Annotated in this window: 23 protein-coding genes; 12 read left to right on the forward strand and 11 right to left on the reverse strand. The window is 54.8% G+C overall.

Annotation, left to right across the window (positions count from 1 at the left end; genetic code table 11):
- The first annotated feature begins 40 nt into the window (after window positions 1-40).
- From ACMGGM_RS13370 to phoU, 8 genes are all read left to right on the forward strand, one after another.
- A complete protein-coding gene (locus ACMGGM_RS13370; protein ID WP_045134504.1) occupies window positions 41-721 on the forward strand; it encodes a fimbria/pilus periplasmic chaperone in 681 nt (226 codons plus the stop codon).
- 41 nt (window positions 722-762) lie between these two features.
- Window positions 763-3240, forward strand: coding sequence for a fimbria/pilus outer membrane usher protein (locus ACMGGM_RS13375; protein ID WP_409012305.1), 2478 nt, complete (start codon window positions 763-765; stop codon window positions 3238-3240).
- A 9-nt stretch (window positions 3241-3249) separates the two neighbouring features.
- The gene (locus ACMGGM_RS13380; protein WP_414149025.1) at window positions 3250-4305 is read left to right on the forward strand and encodes a fimbrial protein; all 1056 of its coding nucleotides are present in this window, start codon (window positions 3250-3252) and stop codon (window positions 4303-4305) included.
- Between the two features lie 246 nt (window positions 4306-4551).
- On the forward strand, window positions 4552-5592 hold the full coding sequence (gene pstS / locus ACMGGM_RS13385) for a phosphate ABC transporter substrate-binding protein PstS (protein WP_014881891.1): 1041 nt from the start codon (window positions 4552-4554) through the stop codon (window positions 5590-5592).
- An 81-nt stretch (window positions 5593-5673) separates the two neighbouring features.
- Complete coding sequence (gene pstC / locus ACMGGM_RS13390; protein WP_014881892.1) at window positions 5674-6633, forward strand: phosphate ABC transporter permease PstC; 960 nt, start codon at window positions 5674-5676, stop codon at window positions 6631-6633.
- Window positions 6633-7523, forward strand: coding sequence for a phosphate ABC transporter permease PstA (gene pstA, locus ACMGGM_RS13395; RefSeq protein WP_014881893.1), 891 nt, complete (start codon window positions 6633-6635; stop codon window positions 7521-7523). The genes pstC and pstA overlap by 1 nt, the downstream gene beginning before the upstream one ends.
- A gap of 47 nt (window positions 7524-7570) precedes the next feature.
- The gene (pstB, locus tag ACMGGM_RS13400) at window positions 7571-8344 is read left to right on the forward strand and encodes a phosphate ABC transporter ATP-binding protein PstB (protein WP_010426574.1); all 774 of its coding nucleotides are present in this window, start codon (window positions 7571-7573) and stop codon (window positions 8342-8344) included.
- A gap of 13 nt (window positions 8345-8357) precedes the next feature.
- The gene (gene phoU, locus ACMGGM_RS13405) at window positions 8358-9083 is read left to right on the forward strand and encodes a phosphate signaling complex protein PhoU (protein ID WP_008500182.1); all 726 of its coding nucleotides are present in this window, start codon (window positions 8358-8360) and stop codon (window positions 9081-9083) included.
- Between the two features lie 82 nt (window positions 9084-9165).
- Here the strand turns inward: phoU and yieH are convergent, their stop codons facing one another.
- Window positions 9166-9831 carry a 6-phosphogluconate phosphatase gene (yieH, locus tag ACMGGM_RS13410; protein ID WP_023331663.1) on the reverse strand — a complete coding sequence of 222 codons (666 nt, stop codon included), beginning with the start codon at window positions 9829-9831 and terminating at the stop codon, window positions 9166-9168.
- Window positions 9832-9996: 165 nt separating this feature from the next.
- Between yieH and adeP the strand changes: the two genes are divergently transcribed.
- Entirely contained in the window at window positions 9997-11334 is a 1338-nt protein-coding gene (adeP, locus tag ACMGGM_RS13415; RefSeq protein ID WP_137675653.1) for an adenine permease AdeP, read from the forward strand.
- A 91-nt stretch (window positions 11335-11425) separates the two neighbouring features.
- Here adeP and ACMGGM_RS13420 read toward each other — a convergent pair whose 3' ends face one another.
- The 10 genes from ACMGGM_RS13420 to rpmH all read right to left on the reverse strand — a co-directional run bounded on the left by ACMGGM_RS13420 (window position 11426) and on the right by rpmH (window position 19642).
- Entirely contained in the window at window positions 11426-11992 is a 567-nt protein-coding gene (locus ACMGGM_RS13420; RefSeq protein WP_014881896.1) for an NADPH-dependent FMN reductase, read from the reverse strand.
- A 36-nt stretch (window positions 11993-12028) separates the two neighbouring features.
- A complete protein-coding gene (locus tag ACMGGM_RS13425) occupies window positions 12029-12775 on the reverse strand; it encodes a 4'-phosphopantetheinyl transferase family protein (RefSeq protein ID WP_045134500.1) in 747 nt (248 codons plus the stop codon).
- Window positions 12776-12897: 122 nt separating this feature from the next.
- Entirely contained in the window at window positions 12898-13869 is a 972-nt protein-coding gene (gene yidZ, locus ACMGGM_RS13430; RefSeq protein ID WP_032635227.1) for an HTH-type transcriptional regulator YidZ, read from the reverse strand.
- Window positions 13838-15013 carry an MFS transporter gene (locus ACMGGM_RS13435; protein ID WP_032635228.1) on the reverse strand — a complete coding sequence of 392 codons (1176 nt, stop codon included), beginning with the start codon at window positions 15011-15013 and terminating at the stop codon, window positions 13838-13840. Before ACMGGM_RS13435 ends, yidZ begins: the two co-directional genes overlap by 32 nt.
- Before the next feature lie 233 nt (window positions 15014-15246).
- Entirely contained in the window at window positions 15247-15654 is a 408-nt protein-coding gene (locus ACMGGM_RS13440) for a GNAT family N-acetyltransferase (RefSeq protein ID WP_045134499.1), read from the reverse strand.
- Window positions 15655-15821: 167 nt separating this feature from the next.
- Window positions 15822-17186: a tRNA uridine-5-carboxymethylaminomethyl(34) synthesis GTPase MnmE gene (gene mnmE, locus ACMGGM_RS13445; protein WP_045134498.1), complete on the reverse strand. Its 1365-nt coding sequence runs from the start codon at window positions 17184-17186 to the stop codon at window positions 15822-15824.
- A gap of 72 nt (window positions 17187-17258) precedes the next feature.
- The gene (gene yidC, locus ACMGGM_RS13450; protein WP_014881901.1) at window positions 17259-18902 is read right to left on the reverse strand and encodes a membrane protein insertase YidC; all 1644 of its coding nucleotides are present in this window, start codon (window positions 18900-18902) and stop codon (window positions 17259-17261) included.
- Between the two features lie 2 nt (window positions 18903-18904).
- Window positions 18905-19162, reverse strand: coding sequence for a membrane protein insertion efficiency factor YidD (gene yidD / locus ACMGGM_RS13455; RefSeq protein ID WP_001307474.1), 258 nt, complete (start codon window positions 19160-19162; stop codon window positions 18905-18907).
- The gene (gene rnpA, locus ACMGGM_RS13460; protein ID WP_014072458.1) at window positions 19126-19485 is read right to left on the reverse strand and encodes a ribonuclease P protein component; all 360 of its coding nucleotides are present in this window, start codon (window positions 19483-19485) and stop codon (window positions 19126-19128) included. Before rnpA ends, yidD begins: the two co-directional genes overlap by 37 nt.
- A 16-nt stretch (window positions 19486-19501) precedes the next feature.
- Complete coding sequence (gene rpmH / locus ACMGGM_RS13465) at window positions 19502-19642, reverse strand: 50S ribosomal protein L34 (protein ID WP_000831330.1); 141 nt, start codon at window positions 19640-19642, stop codon at window positions 19502-19504.
- 600 nt (window positions 19643-20242) lie between these two features.
- Between rpmH and dnaA the strand changes: the two genes are divergently transcribed.
- From dnaA to recF, 3 genes are read left to right on the forward strand one after another with little or no spacing between them, the layout of a single operon-like run.
- Complete coding sequence (dnaA, locus tag ACMGGM_RS13470; RefSeq protein ID WP_014881902.1) at window positions 20243-21637, forward strand: chromosomal replication initiator protein DnaA; 1395 nt, start codon at window positions 20243-20245, stop codon at window positions 21635-21637.
- Between the two features lie 4 nt (window positions 21638-21641).
- Window positions 21642-22742: a DNA polymerase III subunit beta gene (gene dnaN / locus ACMGGM_RS13475; RefSeq protein ID WP_010426557.1), complete on the forward strand. Its 1101-nt coding sequence runs from the start codon at window positions 21642-21644 to the stop codon at window positions 22740-22742.
- Window positions 22742-23815 carry a DNA replication/repair protein RecF gene (gene recF / locus ACMGGM_RS13480; RefSeq protein ID WP_063944004.1) on the forward strand — a complete coding sequence of 358 codons (1074 nt, stop codon included), beginning with the start codon at window positions 22742-22744 and terminating at the stop codon, window positions 23813-23815. The genes dnaN and recF overlap by 1 nt, the downstream gene beginning before the upstream one ends.
- The last annotated feature ends 21 nt before the right edge of the window (window positions 23816-23836 follow it).

The following is a 23836-nucleotide window of genomic DNA, read 5'->3' on the forward strand; positions in this document are numbered from 1 at the left end:
CTTTTATCGGAAATTATCCAGGCCTGTTACAGGATATAATATGCGCAGGCGTTTTATAATTTTATTTGTTGCTCTTCTTTTCTCATTCGCTACCGGGACGTCAAGTGCCGGGATTGTTATTGGTGGCACCCGCGTTATCTTCCCTGGAAATAAAGCAGATACCACCCTCTCTGTCTTAAATAAAGATACGGCACTGCCTTACCTTCTTCAGGCGTGGGTTGAGCCTTTTAACAATGCGGATAAGCACCAGCCGCCCTTTACGGTTATTCCTCCCGTCTCCCGGCTGGAGCCCGGCCAGGAGCGTGTCCTGCGTATCATTAAAACTCAGGGCGAATTACCGTCTGACAGGGAGTCCGTGTTTTGGCTGAATATTAAAAATATTCCCCCGTCGACAACCGAAGAAAGCAGCAAGCTGGAAATTGCCATCAAAACGCGCATTAAACTCTTCTGGCGTCCGGCGGGTGTTAAGGAAACGCCTGAAACAGCCGCTCTGAAAGTGAAATGGCAACGGCAGGGCAGCATGCTGGTGGTCACCAACCCGACGGCCATTCACGTCAATGTGATCGACGTGGCTATTGATGGCAAGCCGCTCGACCTGGCGATGATAATGCCGTTTGAGACACGTCGGCTGGCGCTGCCTGCTGGCGTGAGCAAAATGCTCACTTGGCACAGTATTAATGATTACGGCGCGATTAGCGACGCTATTCAGCAACCTCTTTAACCGCGGCGGGGTTGCTTGTATTGAAACGTTTTCACTCTTTGATTTTATCCCTGCTGTGGCTGGGAGGAAGCTATCCGCTTCTCGTCAGTGCCACACGACCACTCTTTAACGTGCGTCTGCTGGAGCTTGATCGGCCCATTGAGGTCGATATCAGCCAGTTCAATCGCCCGGATAACCTGCCTGAAGGAGAATATCAGGTTGATATCTATGTGAACGATCGATTCATTGCGCGCAGGGCGGTGCGTTTTTTCCGCCACGATCCGGAGAGTGCGTTGGCGCCTTGTTTTGTGGATGTAAAAAACACGCTGGCGATGTTTGGCCTGAAAGTGAACGCGATTAAAGCGCTGGATACGGTGAATGCTGAAGGTTGTGAACCGGTGCCGGTGCTGCCTGGCGCGAAATGGACGCTGGACAGCGAAAAGCTTGCGCTGAAGGCGTCGATCCCTCAGGTCTATCTGGACGCCACGGCGCGTGACGCCATTTCGCCCTCGCGCTGGGATCAGGGTATTGACGCTTTGATGCTGAACTACGATTTCTCCACGACCCAGACGCTGAAGTCAGACTATGACAGTGACGATCTTTACTACCTGAATTTACGCAGCGGGCTGAACATTGGCGGATGGCGTCTGCGTAACTATAGCGCCTTAAATGCGGTCAACAGCCGCGGTAACGTTCGTTCGCTGAGCACGTACTTACAGCATGATATTGCCAGCCTGCGCAGCCAGGCCATGGCGGGCGATACGTGGACCGCGAGCGATCTCTTCGACAGTTCACAGGTGCGCGGCGTGCGTCTGTACACCGACAGCGACATGCTCCCCGATAGCCAGAACGGTTTTGCGCCGGTGGTGCGCGGCGTGGCGAAAACCAACGCCGTGGTCACCATCCGCCAGAACGGCTACATGATTTATCAGTCGGCCGTGCCGCAGGGGCCGTTTGTGTTGACCGATCTCAACACCACCTCAAGCGGCGGAGATCTGGACGTCTCCATCAAAGAGGAAGACGGCAGCGAGCAGCATTTTGTTCAGCCTTACGCATCTCTGGCAATTTTGCGTCGGGAGGGGCAAACGGATGTGGACATCAGCATCGGCGAGCGTCGTGATAACGATCGGTTTATGCCAGAGGTGATGCAGGCACAGGTATTGCACGGAATGGCGTGGGGAATGACGCTGTATGGTGGCACGCAGCTGGCAGACGATTACCGCGCGTTTGCCGCCGGCATTGGTAAAGATCTCGGCAATATCGGCGCTATTTCGATGGATATCACCCATGCCCAATCGCACTTTACGGACGATGACGAGCAGGGGCAATCCTGGCGTTTTCTGTACTCAAAAACGTTCGACGTCAGCAATACCAGCCTGCGTATTGTAGGTTATCGCTATTCAACGGAAGGGTTTTACACCCTGGGCGAATGGGCATCGCGCACGGGCGATAGCGAGAACTTCTGGCATACGGGCAACCGCCGCAGCCGGGTAGAAGGCACCTGGACTCAACCGTTTTCCGAGGGGTACGGTAATGTCTATCTTACACTGAGCCGGGAGCAATTCTGGCGTACAGACGATGTGCAGCGCCTGATACAGATAGGCTACAGCAACAGCTGGAAGCAGGTCGTGTGGAACCTGTCGTGGAACTATACCGATACGGTGTCTGACAGCATGGGAGAGTGGCAACAAGAAGATGAGAGCGAGCATCTCGTTATGCTGTCGCTGTCTCTGCCGCTTTCGGCCTGGTTACCCAACAGCTACGTCAACTACAACTACGCCCACAGCAACCATGGCACACCTTCCCACCAGATTGGGTTGAACGGCAATCTGCTCGACGATAACAATCTGAGCTGGAACATACAGCAGTCCGTGTATGAAAACCGCGGCACCTCGGCGGGAAATGCGGGACTGGTCTGGGATGCGTCCTACGGCTCGCTAAAGACGAATTATGCCTGGAGCGACGAAAGCCAGAGCCTGAACTACGGCGTCAGCGGCGGCGTGTTGATCCACGACGAAGGCATCACCTTCTCGCAGGAGATGGGCGAAACGGTGGCGCTGATCAAAGCGCCTGGTGCGGCAGGGTTATCGGTAGATAACGCCAGCGGCGTTGCCACCGACTGGCGCGGCTACACCGTGAAGACGCAGCTTTCACCCTACGATGAGAACCGTATTGCGCTTCAGAATAAGGATTTTGTTTCAGGCAACGTTGAGCTGGAACGCAGCGTGCAAAACCTGGTGCCTACGCGTGGCGCGGTGGTGAAAGCCGAGTTTGTTACGCACATCGGCTATCGGGTGCTGTTTAGCGTTTCACTGGCGAACGGCAAGCCTGCACCGTTTGGTGCGGTGGGTACCGCTGCGCTTGATGTGGGAAGCGCAACGGGAATTGTCGGTGACAAAGGTGAACTCTATCTCGCCGGGATGCCCGAATCGGGGCAATTTTCGCTGACGCTCAGCAGCGGCAAGGCCTGTCTGGCTGATTATCACATCCATCAGAAACCTGATTCCGGGCTGGTGCAACTGCCTGTCATTTGTCGATAAAGGATAAGAATGAAACCCCAATTCTGGCTTTTTACTCTCTTTTTTGCCGCTTTTTTTTTACATGCGGCGCCTACCGGCTACTGCGTACCAGACAATGGCAAATACCATAACTATTTCACTGTCGCGGAACAATTAACGACGCTTGATAACCTGGTTGGCATGCAGCATATGATCGATATGAATAACTCTACGACCTCATTTAAGGGAACGTGCTACTGCCAGACGGGGAAAAATGAAAGTTACGATCATGCTTACATCACCAGCGTGGTTAATCCAGCCCTGCAGCCCACCACTAGCAGAAACAATATCTCCTATTATTATCTCAATAAGTATCTTGATATCGGTTTGCAAATCTACATTCTTGGCGTTGGCTACACCACCGTTCCCTTCGATCACCTGCCAAATGACATTGGGGGAACGTACCGGTGTCATAATGGCGTCAGTTCGCAAACCACGTTTTACAGCGGCGGGTCGGGCTTTATTTATCTGTATGTCAAAAAACAATTTACCGGCACGATCACCATACCGTCGATGGTCATGGCAAATATCTATGCCACTATCGATCCCCGTACCGTCTCGAACGAAATCATCTCGGATGTGATTGTGCAGGGATCGGTCACGGTCCCGCAAACCTGCGAAATAGATGAAGGCCAGGCGATAATGATTGATTTCAAGTCTATTCTGGCATCGGAATTCTCAGCTAACCGGGGCCAGGCGGTGTCTTCACGCAAGATTACCCGGCAGGTCAATATCAAATGTTCAAATATGATGTTTACCGACACGCTGGGGGCATCCTTCCACGCCTCTGCCGCGACAGCCGACAGTACGATGGTAGCCACCGATAATCCTGACGTGGGTATTAAGATTTACGATATACATAACAGGGAAATTAATGTGAACGGCGGTGAACTTGAGGCGGAAACGACGAAAATGCCCGTGACTCTGGAAGGCGAGACGCTGGGGACACTCACGTTTTCAAGCGCTCCGGCTAGCGCAACCGGGTCCAGACCCGCGCCAGGTCCGTTCAACGGTACGGCTACCCTGACGATTGAAATCGGACACTAATCCTTTAACGGCTGTTTATGACAGCCGTTGTCATATTTCACGGACAAAACGGCGATCTTTAAAATAAAAATGACAAAAAAATGAATGCCTGATGAATTAAGTGCTATATTTTTCATGTGGTTACACCTTTCTTTGTGTTTGTCATAAAACTGTCATATTTCGTACATTTATCTGTCACCTGTTTGTCCTATTTTGCTCATCGTAGCCACTTAAACAATGATTTACGAAATCCTTGCAGGAGACATTATGAAAGTTATGCGTACCACTGTCGCAACTGTTGTCGCCGCGACCTTATCTCTGAGCGCGTTCTCTGTATTTGCAGAAGCAAGCCTGACTGGCGCTGGTGCAACCTTCCCTGCGCCGGTGTATGCCAAATGGGCGGATACCTACCAGAAAGAAACCGGTAATAAGGTTAACTATCAGGGTATCGGCTCCTCCGGTGGCGTAAAACAAATTACCGCTAACACCGTTGATTTCGGTGCATCAGACGCGCCGTTGTCTGACGATAAACTGAATCAGGAAGGCCTGTTCCAGTTCCCGACCGTGATCGGTGGTGTGGTTCTGGCTATCAACCTGCCGGGCGTGAAGTCTGGTGAGCTGGTGCTGGATGGCAAAACCCTGGGCGACATCTACCTGGGTAAAATCAAAAAATGGGATGACGAAGCGATCGCTAAGCTCAACCCAGGCCTGAAGCTGCCTGCTCAGAACATCGCCGTGGTTCGCCGCGCGGATGGTTCTGGTACCTCCTTCGTCTTCACCAGCTACCTGGCAAAAGTGAACGAAGAGTGGAAATCGAAAGTCGGTTCCGGCTCTACCGTTAACTGGCCAACCGGTCTGGGCGGTAAAGGTAACGACGGTATCGCTGCGTTCGTACAGCGTCTGCCTGGCTCAATTGGCTACGTAGAATACGCGTACGCGAAGCAGAACAACCTGTCCTACACCAAACTGGTGTCTGCTGATGGCAAACCAGTAAGCCCGACCGAAGAGAACTTTGCTAACGCTGCAAAAGGCGCTGACTGGAGCAAATCCTTCGCGCAGGATCTGACGAACCAGAAAGGCGAAGGTGCGTGGCCAATCACCTCCACCACCTTCATCCTGGTTCACAAAGAGCAGAAGAAACCTGAGCAGGGCGCTGAAGTGCTGAAGTTCTTCGACTGGGCATACAAAAACGGCGCTAAACAGGCTAACGACCTGGACTACGCCAGCCTGCCAGACAGCGTGGTTGAGCAGATTCGTGCTGCATGGAAAACCAACGTGAAAGACAGCAGCGGTAAAGCATTGTATTAATTTAGCATTCTGACGAAAATGGCGGGCGGCGCTTGCGCTTACCCGCCGATTTCGTAAACGCGTTTAACAGAAGAGTGATTTATGGCTGCAACCAAGCCTGCATTTAACCCTCCGGGTAAAAAAGGTGACATGATTTTCAGCGCGCTGGTCAAACTGGCTGCGCTGATTGTGCTATTGCTGCTGGGCGGCATTATCGTGTCTCTGATTTTCTCCTCCTGGCCGAGCATTCAGAAATTCGGTTTCTCCTTCCTGTGGACCAAAGAGTGGGATGCGCCGAACGACGTTTACGGTGCACTGGTGCCCATTTACGGCACGCTGGTGACCTCGTTCATCGCTCTGCTGATTGCGGTTCCGGTAAGCTTCGGTATTGCCCTGTTCCTGACGGAGCTGGCGCCAGGCTGGCTGCGTCGTCCGCTGGGCATCGCCATTGAACTGCTGGCGGCCATTCCAAGTATTGTGTACGGCATGTGGGGCCTGTTTATCTTTGCGCCGCTGTTTGCCACATACTTCCAGGAGCCGGTGGGAAATGTTCTTTCTGCCATTCCGTTTGTGGGCGCCCTCTTCTCAGGCCCGGCATTCGGTATTGGTATTCTTGCGGCAGGGGTGATCCTCGCCATCATGATTATTCCGTACATTGCGGCGGTTATGCGCGATGTCTTTGAACAAACCCCGGTGATGATGAAAGAGTCGGCCTACGGCATCGGCTGCACCACCTGGGAAGTCATCTGGCGCATTGTCCTTCCGTTCACCAAAAATGGGGTGATCGGCGGCGTCATGCTGGGATTAGGTCGTGCGTTGGGTGAAACCATGGCGGTCACCTTTATCATCGGTAACACCTACCAGCTCGACAGCGTCTCTCTGTATATGCCGGGTAACAGTATTACCTCTGCACTGGCGAACGAGTTTGCCGAAGCGGAATCCGGGCTGCACGTCGCGGCGCTGATGGAACTGGGTCTGATTCTGTTCGTTATCACCTTCATTGTTCTGGCGATTTCCAAGCTGATGATCCTGCGTCTCGCGAAAAATGAGGGGGCACGCTGATGGCGACTCTCGAAATGCAAAGCACCGCTCAGCTGGCGGAATCCCGCCGCAAAATGCAGGCAAAGCGTCGTTTTAAAAACCGCATTGCGCTGACGCTTTCCATGGCGACGATGGCGTTCGGCCTGTTCTGGCTGATCTGGATCCTGATGTCCACCATCACCCGTGGTATTGATGGCATGTCGCTGGCGCTGTTCACCGAAATGACGCCGCCGCCAAACACGGCGGGTGGTGGTCTGGCGAACGCCCTGGCGGGGAGTGGATTACTGATCCTGTGGGCGACCGTGTTCGGTACGCCGCTGGGCATTATGGCGGGTATCTACCTGGCAGAGTACGGGCGTAAATCCTGGCTGGCTGAGGTGATTCGCTTCATTAACGACATCCTGCTTTCTGCTCCGTCGATTGTCGTGGGTCTGTTTGTTTACACCATCGTGGTTGCGCAAATGGAACACTTCTCCGGCTGGGCGGGTGTGATTGCGCTGGCGCTGCTGCAGGTGCCTATTGTGATTCGTACCACCGAGAACATGCTGAAACTGGTGCCGGACAGCCTGCGTGAAGCGGCTTATGCGCTGGGTACGCCGAAGTGGAAAATGATCTCTGCGATTACGCTGAAAGCGTCGGTCTCCGGGATCATGACCGGGATTCTGCTGGCTATCGCCCGTATTGCCGGTGAAACGGCTCCGCTGCTGTTTACTGCCCTCTCCAACCAGTTCTGGAGCACGGACATGATGCAGCCGATCGCCAACCTGCCGGTGACGATCTTTAAATTTGCGATGAGCCCATTCGCGGAATGGCAGCAGCTGGCCTGGGCCGGGGTGCTGATCATCACCCTTTGCGTACTGTTGCTGAACATTCTGGCGCGCGTCATTTTCGCGAAGAAGAAACACGGTTAATTTTTTACGGCGCGGCAGCTCGCGGCGCCGAATGAGGAAAAGAGTCAATGAGTATGGTTGATACTGCCCCGGGTAAGATTCAGGTTCGTGATTTGAACTTCTACTACGGCAAATTCCATGCCCTGAAGAACATCAACCTGGATATCGCGAAGAACCAGGTCACGGCATTTATCGGTCCGTCTGGCTGTGGTAAATCCACGCTGCTGCGTACCTTTAACAAAATGTATTCGCTCTATCCGGAGCAGCGTGCTGAAGGTGAAATCATCCTGGACGGTGAAAACATTCTGACCCAGGCGCAGGATATCGCCCTGCTGCGCGCCAAAGTGGGGATGGTGTTCCAGAAACCGACGCCGTTCCCGATGTCCATTTATGACAACATCGCCTTTGGCGTTCGTCTGTTTGAAAAGCTTTCCCGTGCCGATATGGACGAGCGCGTGCAGTGGGCGTTGACCAAGGCCGCATTATGGAACGAAACCAAAGATAAACTTCACCAGAGCGGGTACTCTCTGTCCGGTGGTCAGCAGCAGCGTCTGTGCATTGCGCGCGGTATTGCTATTCGCCCGGAAGTGTTGCTGCTTGATGAGCCGTGTTCAGCGCTGGACCCGATCTCAACTGGCCGTATTGAAGAGCTGATCACCGAGCTGAAGCAGGATTACACCGTGGTTATCGTGACCCACAACATGCAGCAGGCTGCGCGTTGCTCCGATCACACCGCGTTTATGTACCTGGGCGAGCTGATCGAGTTCAGCGATACGGACGCGCTGTTCACCAGACCTGCGAAGAAACAAACCGAAGATTACATTACTGGCCGCTACGGTTGATTTGGAGTGAATCATGGACAACCTCAATCTTAACAAACACATTTCCGGCCAGTTCAACGCAGAGCTGGAGAGTATTCGCACGCAGGTGATGACCATGGGTGGCATGGTTGAACAGCAGCTTTCCGATGCGATTACGGCTATGCACAACCAGGACAGCGAGCTGGCGAAGCGCGTCATTGAAGGCGACAAGAACGTCAACATGATGGAAGTCGCCATCGACGAAGCGTGCGTGCGCATTATCGCGAAACGTCAGCCGACGGCGAGCGATCTGCGTCTGGTGATGGCCATCATCAAAACCATCGCCGAGCTGGAGCGTATTGGTGACGTGGCCGACAAAATCTGCCGCACCGCGCTGGAGAAATTCTCTCAGCAGCACCAGCCGCTGCTGGTGAGCCTGGAGTCACTGGGTCGGCACACCGTGCAGATGCTGCACGACGTGCTGGATGCTTTTGCGCGTATGGATCTGGACGAAGCGGTGCGTATCTACCGGGAAGACAAGAAGGTCGACCAGGAGTATGAAGGCATCGTGCGTCAGCTGATGACCTACATGATGGAAGACTCCCGAACCATCCCAAGCGTGCTGACCGCTCTGTTCTGCGCGCGCTCCATCGAGCGTATCGGCGACCGCTGCCAGAACATTTGCGAATACATTTTCTACTTCGTGAAGGGTCAGGACTTCCGTCACGTCGGCGGCGACGAGCTGGACAAGCTGCTGGCGGGTAAAGACCCGAAAGAGTGATTTTTGTGGCGGGTGGCGCTAGCGCTTACCCGCCCTACGCACTAACTGGTTTTCTCCCTCTCCCTTTGGGAGAGGGGAAACACTACCGAGTAATATCCCACCCGCGCGCTTTCCACAGCTCCGGCAACTGCGCCAGATCGGTAAAGGTCGTCACGTTTGGATGAACGATCGGCTTGTTGTGCGGATCGGCACAGAAGTAAAACACCTCCATCCCTGCATCAATGCCGGACTGCGCACCCGCAGACGAGTCATCCACCAGAATGCAGTTCTCGACGTTGACGTTCATCGCTTTCGCCGCATGGAACATCAGCGCCGGGTCGGGCTTCCAGCGCTGGATATCGTAGCCGCTGAACAGTTTTTCCGGGAAATGGTGCAACATTTCAAGCTTGCCGAGCGAGTGTTGCATTTTGCTGACCGGACCGTTAGAGACCACGCAGATCGGCACCGTCATCGCATCCAGCAGCGCGTTTGCGCCTGATATGACTTCCAGCTCTGAGTCGAACAGGCGTGCAACCTCGGCGCGATAGACCGGCTCCAGATCCGCTTTTGCCAGAAAGACACCGTGTTCTTCGTTAATGATGTCGATAATCTCGTAGAGCTTCACGCCCTTAAAGCGCTTAAACACCTCTTCGAGCTCCAGCGTAATGCCAAATTCCTGGAACATGGTGACATACGCGCGGGAACAAATGACCTCACTGTCGACCAGCGTACCGTCGCAGTCAAAAAATACCGCTTCAATTCCGGACATGCCTTTCCCTTTTAACAAGTTTAACGTTTTCGTACGGCAGTTCGCCGGGACGCAATCGTTGCCGTATAAGCAAAATCAATGAAAAAAGTATCACGTAACTGCCACTATTGTCGCATTTTGGTATAGGATAGCGACGAATTTTCCCTCCTTGTTCGGAAATTGATGATGAGTCAACAACACACTACCCAGACATCTGGTCAGGGTCTGCTTGAGCGCGTGTTTAAACTGCGCGAGCACGGCACAACGGCACGCACCGAAGTGATCGCCGGTTTCACCACCTTCCTGACGATGGTCTACATCGTTTTTGTGAACCCTCAAATTCTGGGCGTTGCTGGCATGGATACCAGCGCCGTCTTTGTGACTACCTGTCTGATTGCGGCGCTTGGCAGCATCCTGATGGGCGTGTTCGCTAACCTGCCGGTTGCGCTGGCTCCCGCTATGGGTCTGAACGCCTTCTTCGCGTTCGTGGTGGTTCAGGCGATGGGGCTGCCGTGGCAGGTAGGCATGGGCGCAATTTTCTGGGGCGCTATTGGTCTGCTGCTGCTGACCATTTTCCGCGTACGTTACTGGATGATCGCGAACATTCCGGTGAGCCTGCGCGTGGGTATTACCAGCGGTATTGGTCTGTTCATCGGTATGATGGGGCTGAAAAACGCCGGTGTGATCGTTGCGAACCCGGAAACGCTGGTGAGCATTGGTCATCTGACCTCGCATAACGTGCTGCTGGGCGTGCTGGGCTTCTTCATCATTGCGATCCTGGCCTCCCGCAATATTCATGCGGCGGTGCTGGTGTCCATCGTGGTCACGACCTTACTGGGCTGGATGCTGGGCGACGTTCACTATAACGGTATCGTCTCTGCGCCACCGAGCGTTTCAACCGTGATTGGTCACGTTGACCTGGCGGGTTCCCTGAACCTGGGCCTGGCGGGTGTGATTTTCTCCTTCATGCTGGTCAACCTGTTTGACTCCTCCGGTACGCTGATTGGCGTGACGGACAAAGCAGGTCTGGCGGATGAGAAAGGGAAATTCCCACGCATGAAGCAGGCGCTGTTTGTGGATAGCATCTCTTCCGTCGCGGGCTCTTTCATCGGCACCTCGTCTGTTACCGCTTACATTGAATCCTCTTCCGGCGTGTCCGTGGGTGGTCGTACCGGCCTGACGGCAGTGGTGGTGGGTATTCTGTTCCTGCTGGTGATCTTCCTCTCTCCGCTGGCGGGTATGGTTCCTCCGTATGCGGCAGCTGGCGCGCTGATTTACGTGGGGGTGCTGATGACCTCCAGCCTGTCACGCGTGAAGTGGGATGATTTAACCGAAGCGGTGCCGGCGTTTATTACCGCCGTGATGATGCCATTCAGCTTCTCGATCACCGAAGGTATCGCGCTGGGCTTTATCTCGTACTGCGTGATGAAGATCGGTACCGGCCGCTTCCGCGATCTCAGCCCGTGCGTGATTGTTGTTGCGCTGCTGTTTGTGCTGAAGATTGTGTTTATCGATGCGCACTAAGGTGCGGTTTGTGGTGTCAGGTGGCGCTTCGCTTACCTGACCTACTGAAGAGTGTAGGCCCGGTAAGCGCTAGCGCTACCGGGCTTTTTTATCAGGCTTTAACCCGCTTAATATAATCCCCAAACGCCGTCAGCTGACCAGACAGATGGTCACGCGTGCTCTGGTCCACCACGTCACCCGTCTGTGGGTCGACCTTGTTCTGAATCACGCCACCCATAAACTCCGGCTTGTTCATCACCATCGCATCCAGGAATACCAGGATCTGGCGCAGGTGGTACTGGCAGCGTGCGCCACCAATGGCACCCATAGAACTGGTCTGGATGAGTACCGGTTTACCCGCCAGCGGCTGCTCAGGTAAACGGGACAGCCAGTCGATGGCATTCTTCAGGCCACCCGGAACCGAGTAGTTATACTCCGGGGTGACAATGACCACGCCGTCGGCCTGGCGGATCTGATCTGCCAGCGCCTCAACGCTCTGCGGGAACCCTTCTTCCTGCTGGACATCTGCATCATACAGCGGGATGTCACCAATAGACGGCAGGGCGCTAATCTCCATACCTGCCGGTGCCAGCTGTGGCAGCGTGCGGGCAACCATCCCGTTAAATGAACCTTTGCGCAGGCTTCCCAGTAACGTAACAACTTTCAACGTATCAGACATGATTACTCCTGTTTCATCATGATGACCCTGAATGGATCAGTTAAGGATGTATGCTTTTTCTGCCGGTAAGCTGGTTAATCGCATCAGACGTGCGGCGGGTTCGTTGGCTCGCTCGGGCACATCCGGAAGAGTACGCCATCCCTCTTTACTGTCAAATGCCCAAACCTTTAGCCGTTCGATGGCGGGGCTGACGGCAACGGACCATATCAACACATCTTCTGCATCGCTGAGCGCTTCTACAAGCGTTGCCTGAGCGGCACGCAGGCGTCCGGAGCCTGGTAACAGCTGCAACTGACGGGCATCATCTGAGGCACAACCGCAGAGCTTGCGGATGCTCTGGCGCAGGGTGATGAGCTGAGCTCTGGCCTCGACGGGATCGGTTTGGTTGCGCACCCAGAGTTTTTCATTACTTGAGAGCGGGTAGTCATCGTGCGGGCTTGCACCGTGGAATCCTCGCGTTGCACGCTGAAGCTCCATATCCAGCCCGCAATCCCCCTCGGTGGTTAGCGCTACACCAATGATATTCCCCGTGTAGGCAATAGAAAAACGGGGGAGATCCGGGTCGGCAAAGACCGGGCGGCCTTCGGGTTGGGTGATGATCTCAGGCAGTTCGCTGGTGCCATACAGCATGAACATCAGTTCTGCGAGCAGCGCTCTGGACGCTAAAAAACGCGTTCTGCGGTGTTCGGGGAGTTTGAGCGCCTCACTGTGACAGGCGGAAGAGATTCTGGCCGATACGAGACGTCCTTCTGTGAGTATCCCTCTTGCAAAGTGCGTTGCCATTTTTCGCTCCTTGATAATGGTCGTATTCGGTTAAACGGTTACATGATTATCGCTCAACTTGCCTCCTGTTTTAATCAGTAAATGGGCGTAAGAGAAGCCTTAGGACCGAACTTTACATTTTCTTAGGCAAAAATCGGACTGTTGGCACCGTATAAGGCCTTGATGGTCTCCCGTAGCCAGAGGATTTTCGGATTATGGCTGTTCCGTTTATGCCAGATCAGCGTGAAGGGAACGGTCAGCTTTTCAGCCTGCGCTTCGTCAATGGGAATGGGAAGCGCGATCAGCTTCCGCTGGTGGAGGTGATTATAGTGATGGCAGTAGTGCGGAGCGGTGGCTATATAGTTATGACCGGGCTGAGCCGCCATAAACATCGCCTGTTCGAAGCCCGGCAGGCTCATGGCGATGGTGCGCTCACGTCCCATCTCCTTGAGAACTTCATCAAGCGCCCAGGTGTCGCTGCGTTCCCAGAAGATGCTGATATGGGGGTAGCGCAGGAAGGTCTCCAGATCCCACTCTTCCTGAAGTGCCGGATGGTCCTCGCGCAGATAGACGCACGGACGGTCGCTAAACAGGATTTCGTAGTCGATAAACCACGGCATCAGTTTCAGCAGTTCCCGCGAGCGCGGGTGCGTTTCGCGGCCGGTGAAGCCCACATCCACTTCCCCGCGCGTAATGGCGTCCAGCGAATCGTAATCCCAGTGACGCATCTTCACCGTTGCCTGCGGATAGCGCTGGTTCACCTGTTCCAGCAGGTCATTAAAGCGGATCAGCATCAACGGCGTTTCTGCAGCCAGCATGAACGTTAGCCCGCCCGGCGAATCATGATGGAATTTGTCGAGGATCTGGTTGCCGATTTGCATCCAGTCCGCCAGGTCCTGCTCCAGGCTGACCGTTAGCGGCGTGGGCAGTAGCCCTAACGGCGTTTTGACAAACAGCGGGTCGTCGAACCAGTCGCGCAGCTTGCCCAGTGATTTACTTACCGCTGACGGCGTGACGTTCATCCGCTTTGCGGCTTTGGTGACGCTGCGCTCCTGCAGCAAAAGCTGCAGACAAAGCAAAAGGTTAAGATCGAGATTGCTGATGGGCTTCTTCATAGTTTGCCGCAGGCTGGATAACCAAAAGTAAAGTGATGCAGACCATGCTACAGCCAATCAGAATCCCGATCAGCATATTGAGCGCGTTAAGTCCGATGACCGCCGCCAGCCAAATCCACAGCGATGAACCGCAGACCTGCGCGATCCCCAGCACCGAGCTTGCCACGCCTGCCCGCAGCGAGAATGGGCCGAGCGCCTGACTCATCGCGACGCCAAAACCAACCGAGAATCCGGCGCAAATGAGGGTAATGCCCACCAGCATCACCGCGTGTGAGCTTGCCGTCGCCAGGATCAGACCTGCAGCGAGGAACAGCACCTGCGAGGTCAGCATCAGCATGCGCTGGCTGAAAATATTGAGTGCAAAAGGAGTGGAGAAGGAGACGGCCATACTGACCATGGCGGTTAAGGCCATCACCGTTGAATATTCTCCGCGATCGAAGCCCATGGTCTCCATCAGCAATACAGGTGAAACGTTTACATAGGTCAGGATCACAGCCACGCTGAGCGTAGTGACGGCCAGGCGACTGAGGAAAAAGCGGTTGATGAGTTTCTCGGCCGGGTGAATGCTTGCGGTATGACCGCTATTCTGCGAACCCGGGTGGGTCTCTTTCAGCACGGCAATCGACAGGACAAACACCAGCGCACCCATGGCTGCCATGGTCCAGAACAGGCTTTGCCACGGGAGTTTCAGCATGATCAGATAGCCTACGACGGGAGCCAGCACCGGGATGATGCAGGTTATGCCGTTCAGCATGGAGAGCACCTTCGCGCGACGCTGGGCGCTTAAGGTATCGCGCAGGATCGCAAAGGCCACCACATAGCAGCCACCCGCCCCAATGCCCTGAATAAAACGTCCTGTCAGGAACAGGGTGCTTTCCTGGGCGACGGAACACAGTATCGATGCCAGGGCGAACACAATCGCACCGGTAATCGCGACAGGCTGACGACCTGCCTTATCCGCAATTTTTCCGGCAAACACCATCGACGACGCCATCCCCGCGAGGTAGGCCGAAAACGCAATATGCAGCTGCGCTTCGCTGGCACCCAGATCGCGGGCGATGTGCGGTAATCCCACCAGATACATATCAATGCCAGACGGATAAAGCAGAACAAGCGCAAAACTACAAAACAGAAAACGAGCCATAAACCCCCCATGGATGCAGGCAAGCAGAATAGGGGGAGAAGAGGGATTGGGCGAGTTGCCATTTGGACAATGGTGATTTCCTGGGAGGAAATCACCATGGATTAGCAGTCGATACAGAAGCTGGAAAATCGAGCTAACTCGTTAATCTATCAGCGATGCGTTGCCTTGAAAATATGGCTATGGGCACATTCAAGGACACAAAAGCGGGATGTTTGCTGATCCAGATGACAACATTACCCCCAGACTCTCGCCATTCCTTCGCTTTCCGGCCGGACTAACTCAAAACCGAACTTCGCGTAGAGTTCCGGTACATCAGCAACCAGAGAGACATAAGCGCCTTTATAAGCGTTGCTGTCCAGCCATTGAATAATGTTTTCCATAATGATTCGGCCAAGTCCACGCCCCTGATGGACGGGGTCGACGGCGATATCGACTATCTCGAAGTTTAATGCACCATCTCCAACGATACGCCCCATGCCGACAGGCACTCCTTGCCAGAGAATGTGTACGCCATAACAGCTTCTCGGCAAACCCACCCTGGCAGCCTCAAGCGGGCGTGCTGACAACCCTGATATATTTCGTAAGCGACAAAAATCTTCGGCAGAGGGAACAGATTCAACAACGGTATATTCGGTAGTCATGACCATCACCATTAGCAAACAATCAACATAATTAGCAGGCTGACTCTGTAGTGGCAATAGCTTTTGCCAATGAATCTCGCCTTCTTAATAACTGAATAGTAAAAACCCGCATTAACAAACAGTTAATGCGGGTTAGTGGACGTTTACGGACGAGGATGGACTAAAACTTATTTGCCAATACAGAAGCTCGAGAAAATCCTTCCCAGCAGATCGTCCGAGGTAAACTCCCCGGTGATCTCACTTAGATTCTGCTGCGCCAGACGCAGCTCTTCCGCCAGCAATTCACCCGCCCACGCGCCGATCAGCTGCGCTTTACCCTGGACGAGGTGGTTCGCCGCCTCTTCCAGCGCCTGCAGATGACGACGGCGCGCAAGGAAGCCGCCCTCCATGCTGGTGTCAAAGCCCATGCTCTGCTTGAGATGGTTACGCAGGTCGTCCACGCCCTCACCGGTGCGCGCCGACAGGCGAATGAGCGAGTGACCATTCACATCGCTGATACCCAGCGTTTCACCGGTCACGTCTGCTTTGTTGCGCACTACGGTGATCGGCAGCTTAGCCGGCAGGCGGGCGATAAAATCTGGCCAGATCTCAGCCGGGTCAACGGCGTCGGTGGTGGTGCCGTCCACCATAAACAGCACGCGGTCAGCCTGCTCGATCTCCTGCCAGGCGCGTTCAATACCGATACGCTCAACTTCATCGCTGGCATCGCGCAGACCGGCGGTATCGATAATGTGCAGCGGCATCCCGTCGATGTGGATATGCTCGCGCAGCACGTCGCGGGTGGTACCGGCAATGTCGGTCACAATGGCCGCTTCACGGCCCGCCAGGGCGTTCAACAGGCTCGATTTCCCGGCGTTCGGGCGCCCGGCAATGACCACCTTCATCCCTTCGCGCAGCAGGCTGCCCTGACGCGCCTCGGCGCGCACCGCGTCGAGGTCGCTCATCACCTGGTTGAGCTGGGCTTCGATTTTTCCGTCAGAGAGGAAGTCGATCTCCTCGTCAGGGAAGTCGATAGCTGCTTCCACGTAGATCCGAAGGTGAGTAAGTGCTTCCACCAGGTGATTCACGCGGGCAGAAAATGCCCCCTGCAGCGAGTTCAGGGCGGAGCGGGCCGCCTGTTCAGAACTGGCGTCGATCAGGTCGGCAATCGCCTCGGCCTGGGCCAGGTCAAGCTTATCGTTCAGAAAAGCACGCTCGGAGAACTCGCCCGGCTTCGCAATTCGCAGGCCCGGCAGGGTCAGAATACGTTTTAACAGCAGGTCGAGGATCACCGGGCCGCCGTGGCCCTGCAGCTCAAGCACGTCTTCGCCGGTAAAGGAGTTCGGGCCGGGGAACCACAGCGCAATGCCCTGGTCCAGCGGCGTGCCGTCGCTGTCTTTAAATGGCAGGTAATCCGCGTAGCGCGGTTTTGGCAGTTTACCCAGCACCGCTTCGGCCACCTCGCGCGCCTTCAGGCCGGAGATGCGCAGAATACCTACACCACCGCGTCCCGGTGGGGTTGCCTGGGCGACGATAGTGTCGTTATGGCTCATGGTTGCTCTCGTTCAATACAAATAAAAAAGGCGGTCAATCGACCGCCCTTATTTTAGCGTTAACTTATCGGATCAGGACTTTTTCTTTTCGCGGCTATGCAGGCCACGTTTTTCCAGACCACGGTAAATCAGCTGCTGCTGGATGATGGTCACCAGGTTGCTGACGATATAGTACAGCACCAGACCTGACGGGAACCACAGGAAGAACACGGTGAAGATGACCGGCATAAAGGTCATGATCTTCTGCTGCATCGGGTCGGTCACGGTGGTCGGCGACATCTTCTGGATGAAGAACATCGTCACGCCCATCAGGATCGGCAGGATGTAGTACGGGTCCTGTGCAGACAGGTCATGGATCCACAGGGCGAACGGCGCATGGCGCAGCTCAACGGAACCCATCAGCATGTAGTACAGCGCAAGGAAGATTGGCATCTGAATCAGCAGCGGGAAGCAACCACCCAGCGGGTTCACTTTCTCTGCTTTATACAGGGCCATCATTTCCTGGCTCTGACGCTGTTTGTCATCGCCCAGACGCTCACGCATTGCCTGAATCTTCGGCTGCAGCATACGCATCTTCGCCATGGAGGTGTACTGCGCTTTGGTCAGCGGGTACATGATGCCACGAACGATAAAGGTGATAACGATGATGGAGAAGCCCCAGTTACCCAGGAAGCTGTGGATGAACTTCAGCAGCTTAAACAGCGGCTGAGAGATGAACCACAACCAACCATAATCGACGGTCAGATCCAGGTGCGGCGCAACAGCAGCCATTTTGTCCTGGATTTCCGGGCCGACCCACAGGGTGCTTGCCAGCTTACCGGTTTGACCCGGCTGAACCAGAACTGGCTGAGATTTGTAGCCGATGGCTGCAATACCGTTGCCCAGGTTCGCGGTGTAGAAGTTATTGGTACCGTCGTTATTTGGCACCCATGCAGTCGCGAAATACTGCTGCAGCATTGCCACCCAACCGCCTTTAGCACTGACGTTCAGGTTTTCGTTATCGGCAATGGTGTCGAACTTGTATTTCTCATACTTCGCGTCAGGCGTGGAGTATGCCGCGCCACGGAAGGTGTGCAGCGCGAAGTTGCTGCTTCCGGTGTCACGGTGAGACGGCAGATTGATGGACTGCTTCAGCTGACCGAAGGTAGACAGTTCCAGCGGTTTCGCACCGGTGTTCTGTACGCTGTAGCCCACGTTTACCGCATATTCACCGCGTTTCAGGGTGAAGGTTTTGGTGAACGTGTTGCCTGCCGCGTCGGTATAGGTCATCGGGATAACGAGTTCGTTCTGGCCATCAGCCAGCGCAAAGGTGTCGCTCTCGACGTTATACAGTGGACGCGCACCGTTAGCCGGGTTATCCGGGCCATCACGACCGGTCAGGCCGCTCTGCGCCTGGTAGATAAACTCTGGCGTGGTTTCCAGTAACTGGAACGGTTCGGTAGACTTCAGCTCTTTCGGGTAGGTCAACAGCAGCGCCTGCTCAACATCACCACCACGGGTGTTGATAGTCAGCTCAAGCACATCGGTCTTAACCGTAATCTGTTTCCCCTGGCCACTGGCCGGTACGCCCTGGTCGGCGGCGCTACCCGCTGCGGTGGTCGTAGTCTGCGTGGTCTGCTGCTGGGGTTGAGGATTTTTATCCTGCTCCCATGCCTGCCAGATCATGAAAGACACGAACAACAAAGCGATGATAAGAAGATTGCGTTGCGAATCCATCGTTAGTGTTCTCTGGTATCAAAAGGTCCTGGGGGGACGGGGTCGTCTCCACCGGGGTGTAAAGGGTGGCATTTTAATACGCGTTTCACCGTCAACCAACTGCCTTTTATCACTCCAAACCTGCGCAATGCCTCAATTCCGTAGCTTGAGCATGTTGGTGTGAAACGGCAGTGCGGCCCGAGTAGCGGACTAATCAGGCGTTGATAGACCCGAATGAGGGCTATCAGGACCCGTGAGCCAGGCGACAGTGGCGGCGCCATAATTTTTCCAACGCTTCCGAGAGAGCACGGTTATCGAGGTCGGCAACCCCCTTTTTAGCCACCACCACGAAATCCATAGAAGGCAGTTCGTGCTGACGTAAACGGAAGCTTTCACGCGTCAGACGTTTAATCCGATTGCGTTCATGCGCGCGCTTAACGTTTTTCTTGGCGACTGTGAGACCGATGCGGGGATGCCCCAGCGAATTTTGGCGGCCGAGGATGGTGATTTGCGGCGTGCCAGCCCGTTGTGGCTGCTGGAAGACGAAAGTGAAATGAGTGGGAGTTAACAAACGTAACTCCCTGGGAAATGCGAGCTTAACCACTCAGGGGTTAGCTTTATTACTTGGAAACGGTCAGACGAGCGCGGCCTTTAGCACGACGACGTGCCAGAACCTGACGACCATTTTTAGTAGCCATACGAGCACGGAAGCCGTGAGAACGGTTGCGCTTCAGTACAGACGGTTGAAAAGTGCGTTTCATGGCGATTTCTACCTAAACTTGAATAAATTCACTGACTTTTGCGTATACCCGAACGAGTTTCGAACGACTAACGCCTCAGCGTGGGTGATTAAAGAGGCCGGATTGTAATAATTGTACACTCCGGAGTCAATTCTCTTTCCTTATTTCCCGCGTATTTCCGCACGATTTCGCGTGGAAAATGAGCAACGGACGACGCAGGAAGATGAGCATCACGCGCCGGGTCGAGGATTATACGGGCTCGGCAACAAAGCGCAAGGATCGTCCCGGATCTTCGTTAGATCATTTAAGCAATAAATTGTCGTTGCTCATTAAATTTTCCAATATGCGGGCTAAATCGCGAGGCACTCGCGCCAGGATCGTTTACACTTACCCGGTTTCGGATCTTCCTGTGGATAAATCGGGAAGAATCTGTGAGAAACAGAAGATCTCTGGCTCAGTTTAGGCTATGATCCGCGGTCCCGATCGGGATCCCAGGATCCTGGTCAGGATTAAATTGCAGATAGCAATTCGCACGTCACCCTTTGCACAGGGTCATGTCGATGTGCGCCAACAATCATGAATATTCAATAGTTTTCTTTTATTGTTCGAGTGGAGTCCGCCGTGTCACTTTCGCTTTGGCAGCAGTGTCTTGCCCGATTGCAGGATGAGTTACCAGCCACAGAATTCAGTATGTGGATCCGCCCGTTGCAGGCGGAGCTGAGCGATAACACGCTGGCTTTGTATGCGCCAAACCGTTTTGTGCTCGATTGGGTAAGAGACAAGTACCTTAATAACATCAATGGCCTGCTGAACGATTTCTGCGGGTCAGATGTCCCGCAGCTGCGTTTTGAAGTGGGCACCAGGCCCGTCACCCAAACCGTTCGTGAAACCGTGAATGTCGCAGCGCCCGCTCAGGCCGCTCCTGCGCCAGCCCCTCGCGTTGCACCTGCTCGTCAGGGCTGGGATAACGTGCCTGCACCGGCAGAGCCAACCTACCGCTCCAACGTTAACGTGAAGCACACGTTCGATAACTTCGTTGAAGGTAAGTCGAACCAGCTGGCGCGTGCGGCGGCTCGTCAGGTTGCTGATAACCCCGGAGGCGCCTACAACCCGCTGTTCCTGTATGGCGGCACGGGTCTGGGTAAAACGCACCTGCTGCACGCGGTGGGTAACGGCATTATGGCCCGCAAGCCGAATGCGAAAGTGGTGTATATGCACTCCGAGCGCTTCGTTCAGGACATGGTAAAAGCCCTGCAAAACAATGCGATCGAAGAGTTTAAACGCTACTACCGTTCCGTTGATGCGCTGCTGATCGATGACATCCAGTTCTTTGCCAATAAAGAACGATCGCAGGAAGAATTTTTCCACACCTTCAACGCCCTGCTGGAAGGTAATCAGCAGATCATTCTGACCTCGGATCGTTATCCTAAAGAGATCAACGGCGTTGAAGATCGTCTGAAATCCCGCTTCGGCTGGGGCCTGACCGTGGCGATCGAGCCGCCGGAGCTGGAAACCCGCGTCGCGATCCTGATGAAAAAAGCCGATGAGAACGACATTCGCCTGCCGGGTGAAGTAGCGTTCTTTATTGCCAAGCGTCTTCGTTCCAATGTGCGTGAGCTGGAAGGAGCACTGAACCGCGTGATTGCCAATGCCAACTTTACCGGTCGTGCGATCACCATCGATTTTGTGCGAGAAGCGCTGCGTGATCTGCTGGCATTGCAGGAAAAACTGGTCACTATCGACAATATTCAAAAGACGGTGGCCGAGTACTACAAGATCAAAGTGGCAGATTTACTGTCTAAACGTCGTTCCCGCTCGGTGGCGCGTCCGCGTCAGATGGCGATGGCGCTGGCAAAGGAGTTAACCAACCACAGTCTGCCGGAAATCGGCGATGCGTTTGGTGGCCGTGACCATACGACCGTGCTGCATGCGTGCCGCAAGATTGAGCAGTTACGCGAAGAAAGCCACGACATAAAAGAAGATTTCTCCAATTTAATCAGAACACTATCATCGTGACGCTATGAAATTTACCGTTGAACGTGAACATTTATTAAAACCGCTGCAACAGGTGAGTGGCCCATTAGGTGGCCGCCCAACGCTGCCTATTCTCGGAAACCTGCTGCTTCAGGTCGCGGACGGTACGCTGTCGCTGACCGGTACAGATCTGGAAATGGAAATGATCGCGCGCGTTACGCTGACGCAGCCGCACGACGCGGGCGCGACCACGGTTCCGGCACGTAAATTCTTTGATATCTGCCGTGGGCTGCCGGAAGGCGCTGAAATTGCCGTGCAGCTGGAAGGCGACCGTATGCTGGTGCGCTCTGGCCGCAGCCGTTTTTCGCTCTCCACGCTGCCTGCTGCAGACTTCCCGAACCTGGACGACTGGCAGAGTGAAGTTGAATTCACCCTACCGCAGGCGACGATGAAGCGTTTGATTGAAGCCACGCAGTTCTCCATGGCGCATCAGGACGTTCGTTACTACTTAAACGGCATGCTGTTCGAAACCGAAGGCGAAGAGCTGCGTACCGTAGCGACCGACGGCCACCGTCTGGCGGTCTGTTCTATGCCGATTGGCGACTCGCTGCCAAACCATTCGGTGATCGTGCCGCGTAAAGGGGTGATTGAGCTGATGCGTATGCTCGACGGTGGCGACACGCCGCTGCGCGTGCAGATCGGCAGCAACAACATCCGCGCGCATGTGGGCGATTTTGTCTTCACTTCGAAGCTGGTTGACGGCCGTTTCCCGGATTATCGCCGCGTATTGCCGAAGAACCCGGACAAGACGCTGGAAGCGGGCTGCGATAGCCTCAAGCAGGCGTTTGCCCGTGCCGCCATTCTCTCTAACGAGAAATTCCGCGGCGTGCGTCTGTACGTGAGTGAAAACCAGATCAAAATCACCGCCAATAACCCAGAGCAGGAAGAGGCAGAAGAGATTCTGGACGTCACCTACGCCGGAACCGAGATGGAAATCGGCTTCAACGTCAGCTATGTGCTGGACGTGTTGAACGCGCTGAAATGCGAGAACGTGCGCATTCTGCTGACCGACTCCGTATCGAGCGTACAGATTGAAGATGCTGCCAGCCAAAGCGCGGCTTATGTTGTCATGCCAATGAGACTGTAATGTCGCTCACCCGTCTGTTGATCCGCGACTTTCGCAACATCGAAAGCGCGGATCTCGCTCTCTCCCCTGGCTTTAACTTCCTGGTTGGCGCAAACGGCAGTGGCAAAACCAGCGTGCTGGAAGCCATCTATACGCTCGGCCATGGTCGGGCGTTTCGCAGTTTGCAGATTGGCCGCGTCATTCGCCACGAGCAGGAATCTTTTGTTCTGCATGGGCGTTTGCAGGGGGCGGAGCGAGAAACCGCCATTGGCCTGACCAAAGACAAGCAGGGCGACAGCAAGGTACGCATCGACGGCACCGACGGCCACAAGGTGGCGGAGCTGGCGCTGCTCATGCCGATGCAGCTGATTACGCCCGAGGGGTTTACTTTACTCAACGGCGGCCCCAAATACAGAAGAGCATTCCTCGACTGGGGATGCTTTCACAAAGAAGCCGGTTTCTTTAACGCCTGGAGCAACCTGAAGCGCCTGCTCAAGCAGCGTAACGCCGCGTTGCGCCAGGTCACCCGTTACGCCCAGCTGCGCCCGTGGGATTTGGAGCTTATCCCTCTCGCGGAACAGATCAGCCGCTGGCGTGCCGAATACAGCGCAGGTATCGCCGAAGACATGGCCGACACCTGCAAACAGTTTTTACCCGAGTTCTCTCTCACCTTCTCCTTCCAGCGCGGCTGGGAGAAAGAGACGGATTATGCTGAGGTGTTAGAGAGAAACTTCGAGCGCGACCGCATGCTGACCTACACCGCGCACGGCCCGCACAAGGCGGATTTCCGCATTCGTGCCGACGGTGCGCCGGTGGAAGACACATTGTCGCGCGGGCAACTCAAGCTCCTGATGTGCGCACTGCGCCTGGCGCAGGGAGAGTTCCTCACTCGCGAGAGCGGGCGACGCTGCCTGTACCTGATAGATGATTTTGCCTCGGAACTTGACGACGCGCGGCGCGGGCTGCTTGCCAGCCGCTTAAAAGCCACGCAGTCGCAGGTTTTCGTCAGCGCGATTAGCGCTGAACACGTTATGGACATGTCGGACGAAAATTCGAAGATGTTTACCGTGGAAAAGGGTAAAATAACGGATTAACCCAAGTTGAAATGAGCGAGA

Source organism: Enterobacter sp. BNK-14 (assembly GCF_047456095.1).
GTDB lineage: Bacteria > Pseudomonadota > Gammaproteobacteria > Enterobacterales > Enterobacteriaceae > Enterobacter > Enterobacter kobei.

What these genes read in the sequence shown, in the direction of transcription:
- ACMGGM_RS13370 (WP_045134504.1), top strand. Translation starts at nt 41, where the DNA reads ATGCGCAGGCGTTTTATAATTTTATTTGTTGCTCTTCTTTTCTCATTC.
- ACMGGM_RS13380 (WP_414149025.1), top strand. Translation starts at nt 3,250, where the DNA reads ATGAAACCCCAATTCTGGCTTTTTACTCTCTTTTTTGCCGCTTTTTTT.
- pstS (WP_014881891.1), top strand. Translation starts at nt 4,552, where the DNA reads ATGAAAGTTATGCGTACCACTGTCGCAACTGTTGTCGCCGCGACCTTA.
- pstC (WP_014881892.1), top strand. Translation starts at nt 5,674, where the DNA reads ATGGCTGCAACCAAGCCTGCATTTAACCCTCCGGGTAAAAAAGGTGAC.
- pstA (WP_014881893.1), top strand. Translation starts at nt 6,633, where the DNA reads ATGGCGACTCTCGAAATGCAAAGCACCGCTCAGCTGGCGGAATCCCGC.
- pstB (WP_010426574.1), top strand. Translation starts at nt 7,571, where the DNA reads ATGAGTATGGTTGATACTGCCCCGGGTAAGATTCAGGTTCGTGATTTG.
- phoU (WP_008500182.1), top strand. Translation starts at nt 8,358, where the DNA reads ATGGACAACCTCAATCTTAACAAACACATTTCCGGCCAGTTCAACGCA.
- yieH (WP_023331663.1), bottom strand. Translation starts at nt 9,831, where the DNA reads ATGTCCGGAATTGAAGCGGTATTTTTTGACTGCGACGGTACGCTGGTC.
- adeP (WP_137675653.1), top strand. Translation starts at nt 9,997, where the DNA reads ATGAGTCAACAACACACTACCCAGACATCTGGTCAGGGTCTGCTTGAG.
- ACMGGM_RS13420 (WP_014881896.1), bottom strand. Translation starts at nt 11,992, where the DNA reads ATGTCTGATACGTTGAAAGTTGTTACGTTACTGGGAAGCCTGCGCAAA.
- ACMGGM_RS13425 (WP_045134500.1), bottom strand. Translation starts at nt 12,775, where the DNA reads ATGGCAACGCACTTTGCAAGAGGGATACTCACAGAAGGACGTCTCGTA.
- yidZ (WP_032635227.1), bottom strand. Translation starts at nt 13,869, where the DNA reads ATGAAGAAGCCCATCAGCAATCTCGATCTTAACCTTTTGCTTTGTCTG.
- ACMGGM_RS13435 (WP_032635228.1), bottom strand. Translation starts at nt 15,013, where the DNA reads ATGGCTCGTTTTCTGTTTTGTAGTTTTGCGCTTGTTCTGCTTTATCCG.
- ACMGGM_RS13440 (WP_045134499.1), bottom strand. Translation starts at nt 15,654, where the DNA reads ATGACTACCGAATATACCGTTGTTGAATCTGTTCCCTCTGCCGAAGAT.
- mnmE (WP_045134498.1), bottom strand. Translation starts at nt 17,186, where the DNA reads ATGAGCCATAACGACACTATCGTCGCCCAGGCAACCCCACCGGGACGC.
- yidC (WP_014881901.1), bottom strand. Translation starts at nt 18,902, where the DNA reads ATGGATTCGCAACGCAATCTTCTTATCATCGCTTTGTTGTTCGTGTCT.
- yidD (WP_001307474.1), bottom strand. Translation starts at nt 19,162, where the DNA reads ATGGCGCCGCCACTGTCGCCTGGCTCACGGGTCCTGATAGCCCTCATT.
- rpmH (WP_000831330.1), bottom strand. Translation starts at nt 19,642, where the DNA reads ATGAAACGCACTTTTCAACCGTCTGTACTGAAGCGCAACCGTTCTCAC.
- dnaN (WP_010426557.1), top strand. Translation starts at nt 21,642, where the DNA reads ATGAAATTTACCGTTGAACGTGAACATTTATTAAAACCGCTGCAACAG.
- recF (WP_063944004.1), top strand. Translation starts at nt 22,742, where the DNA reads ATGTCGCTCACCCGTCTGTTGATCCGCGACTTTCGCAACATCGAAAGC.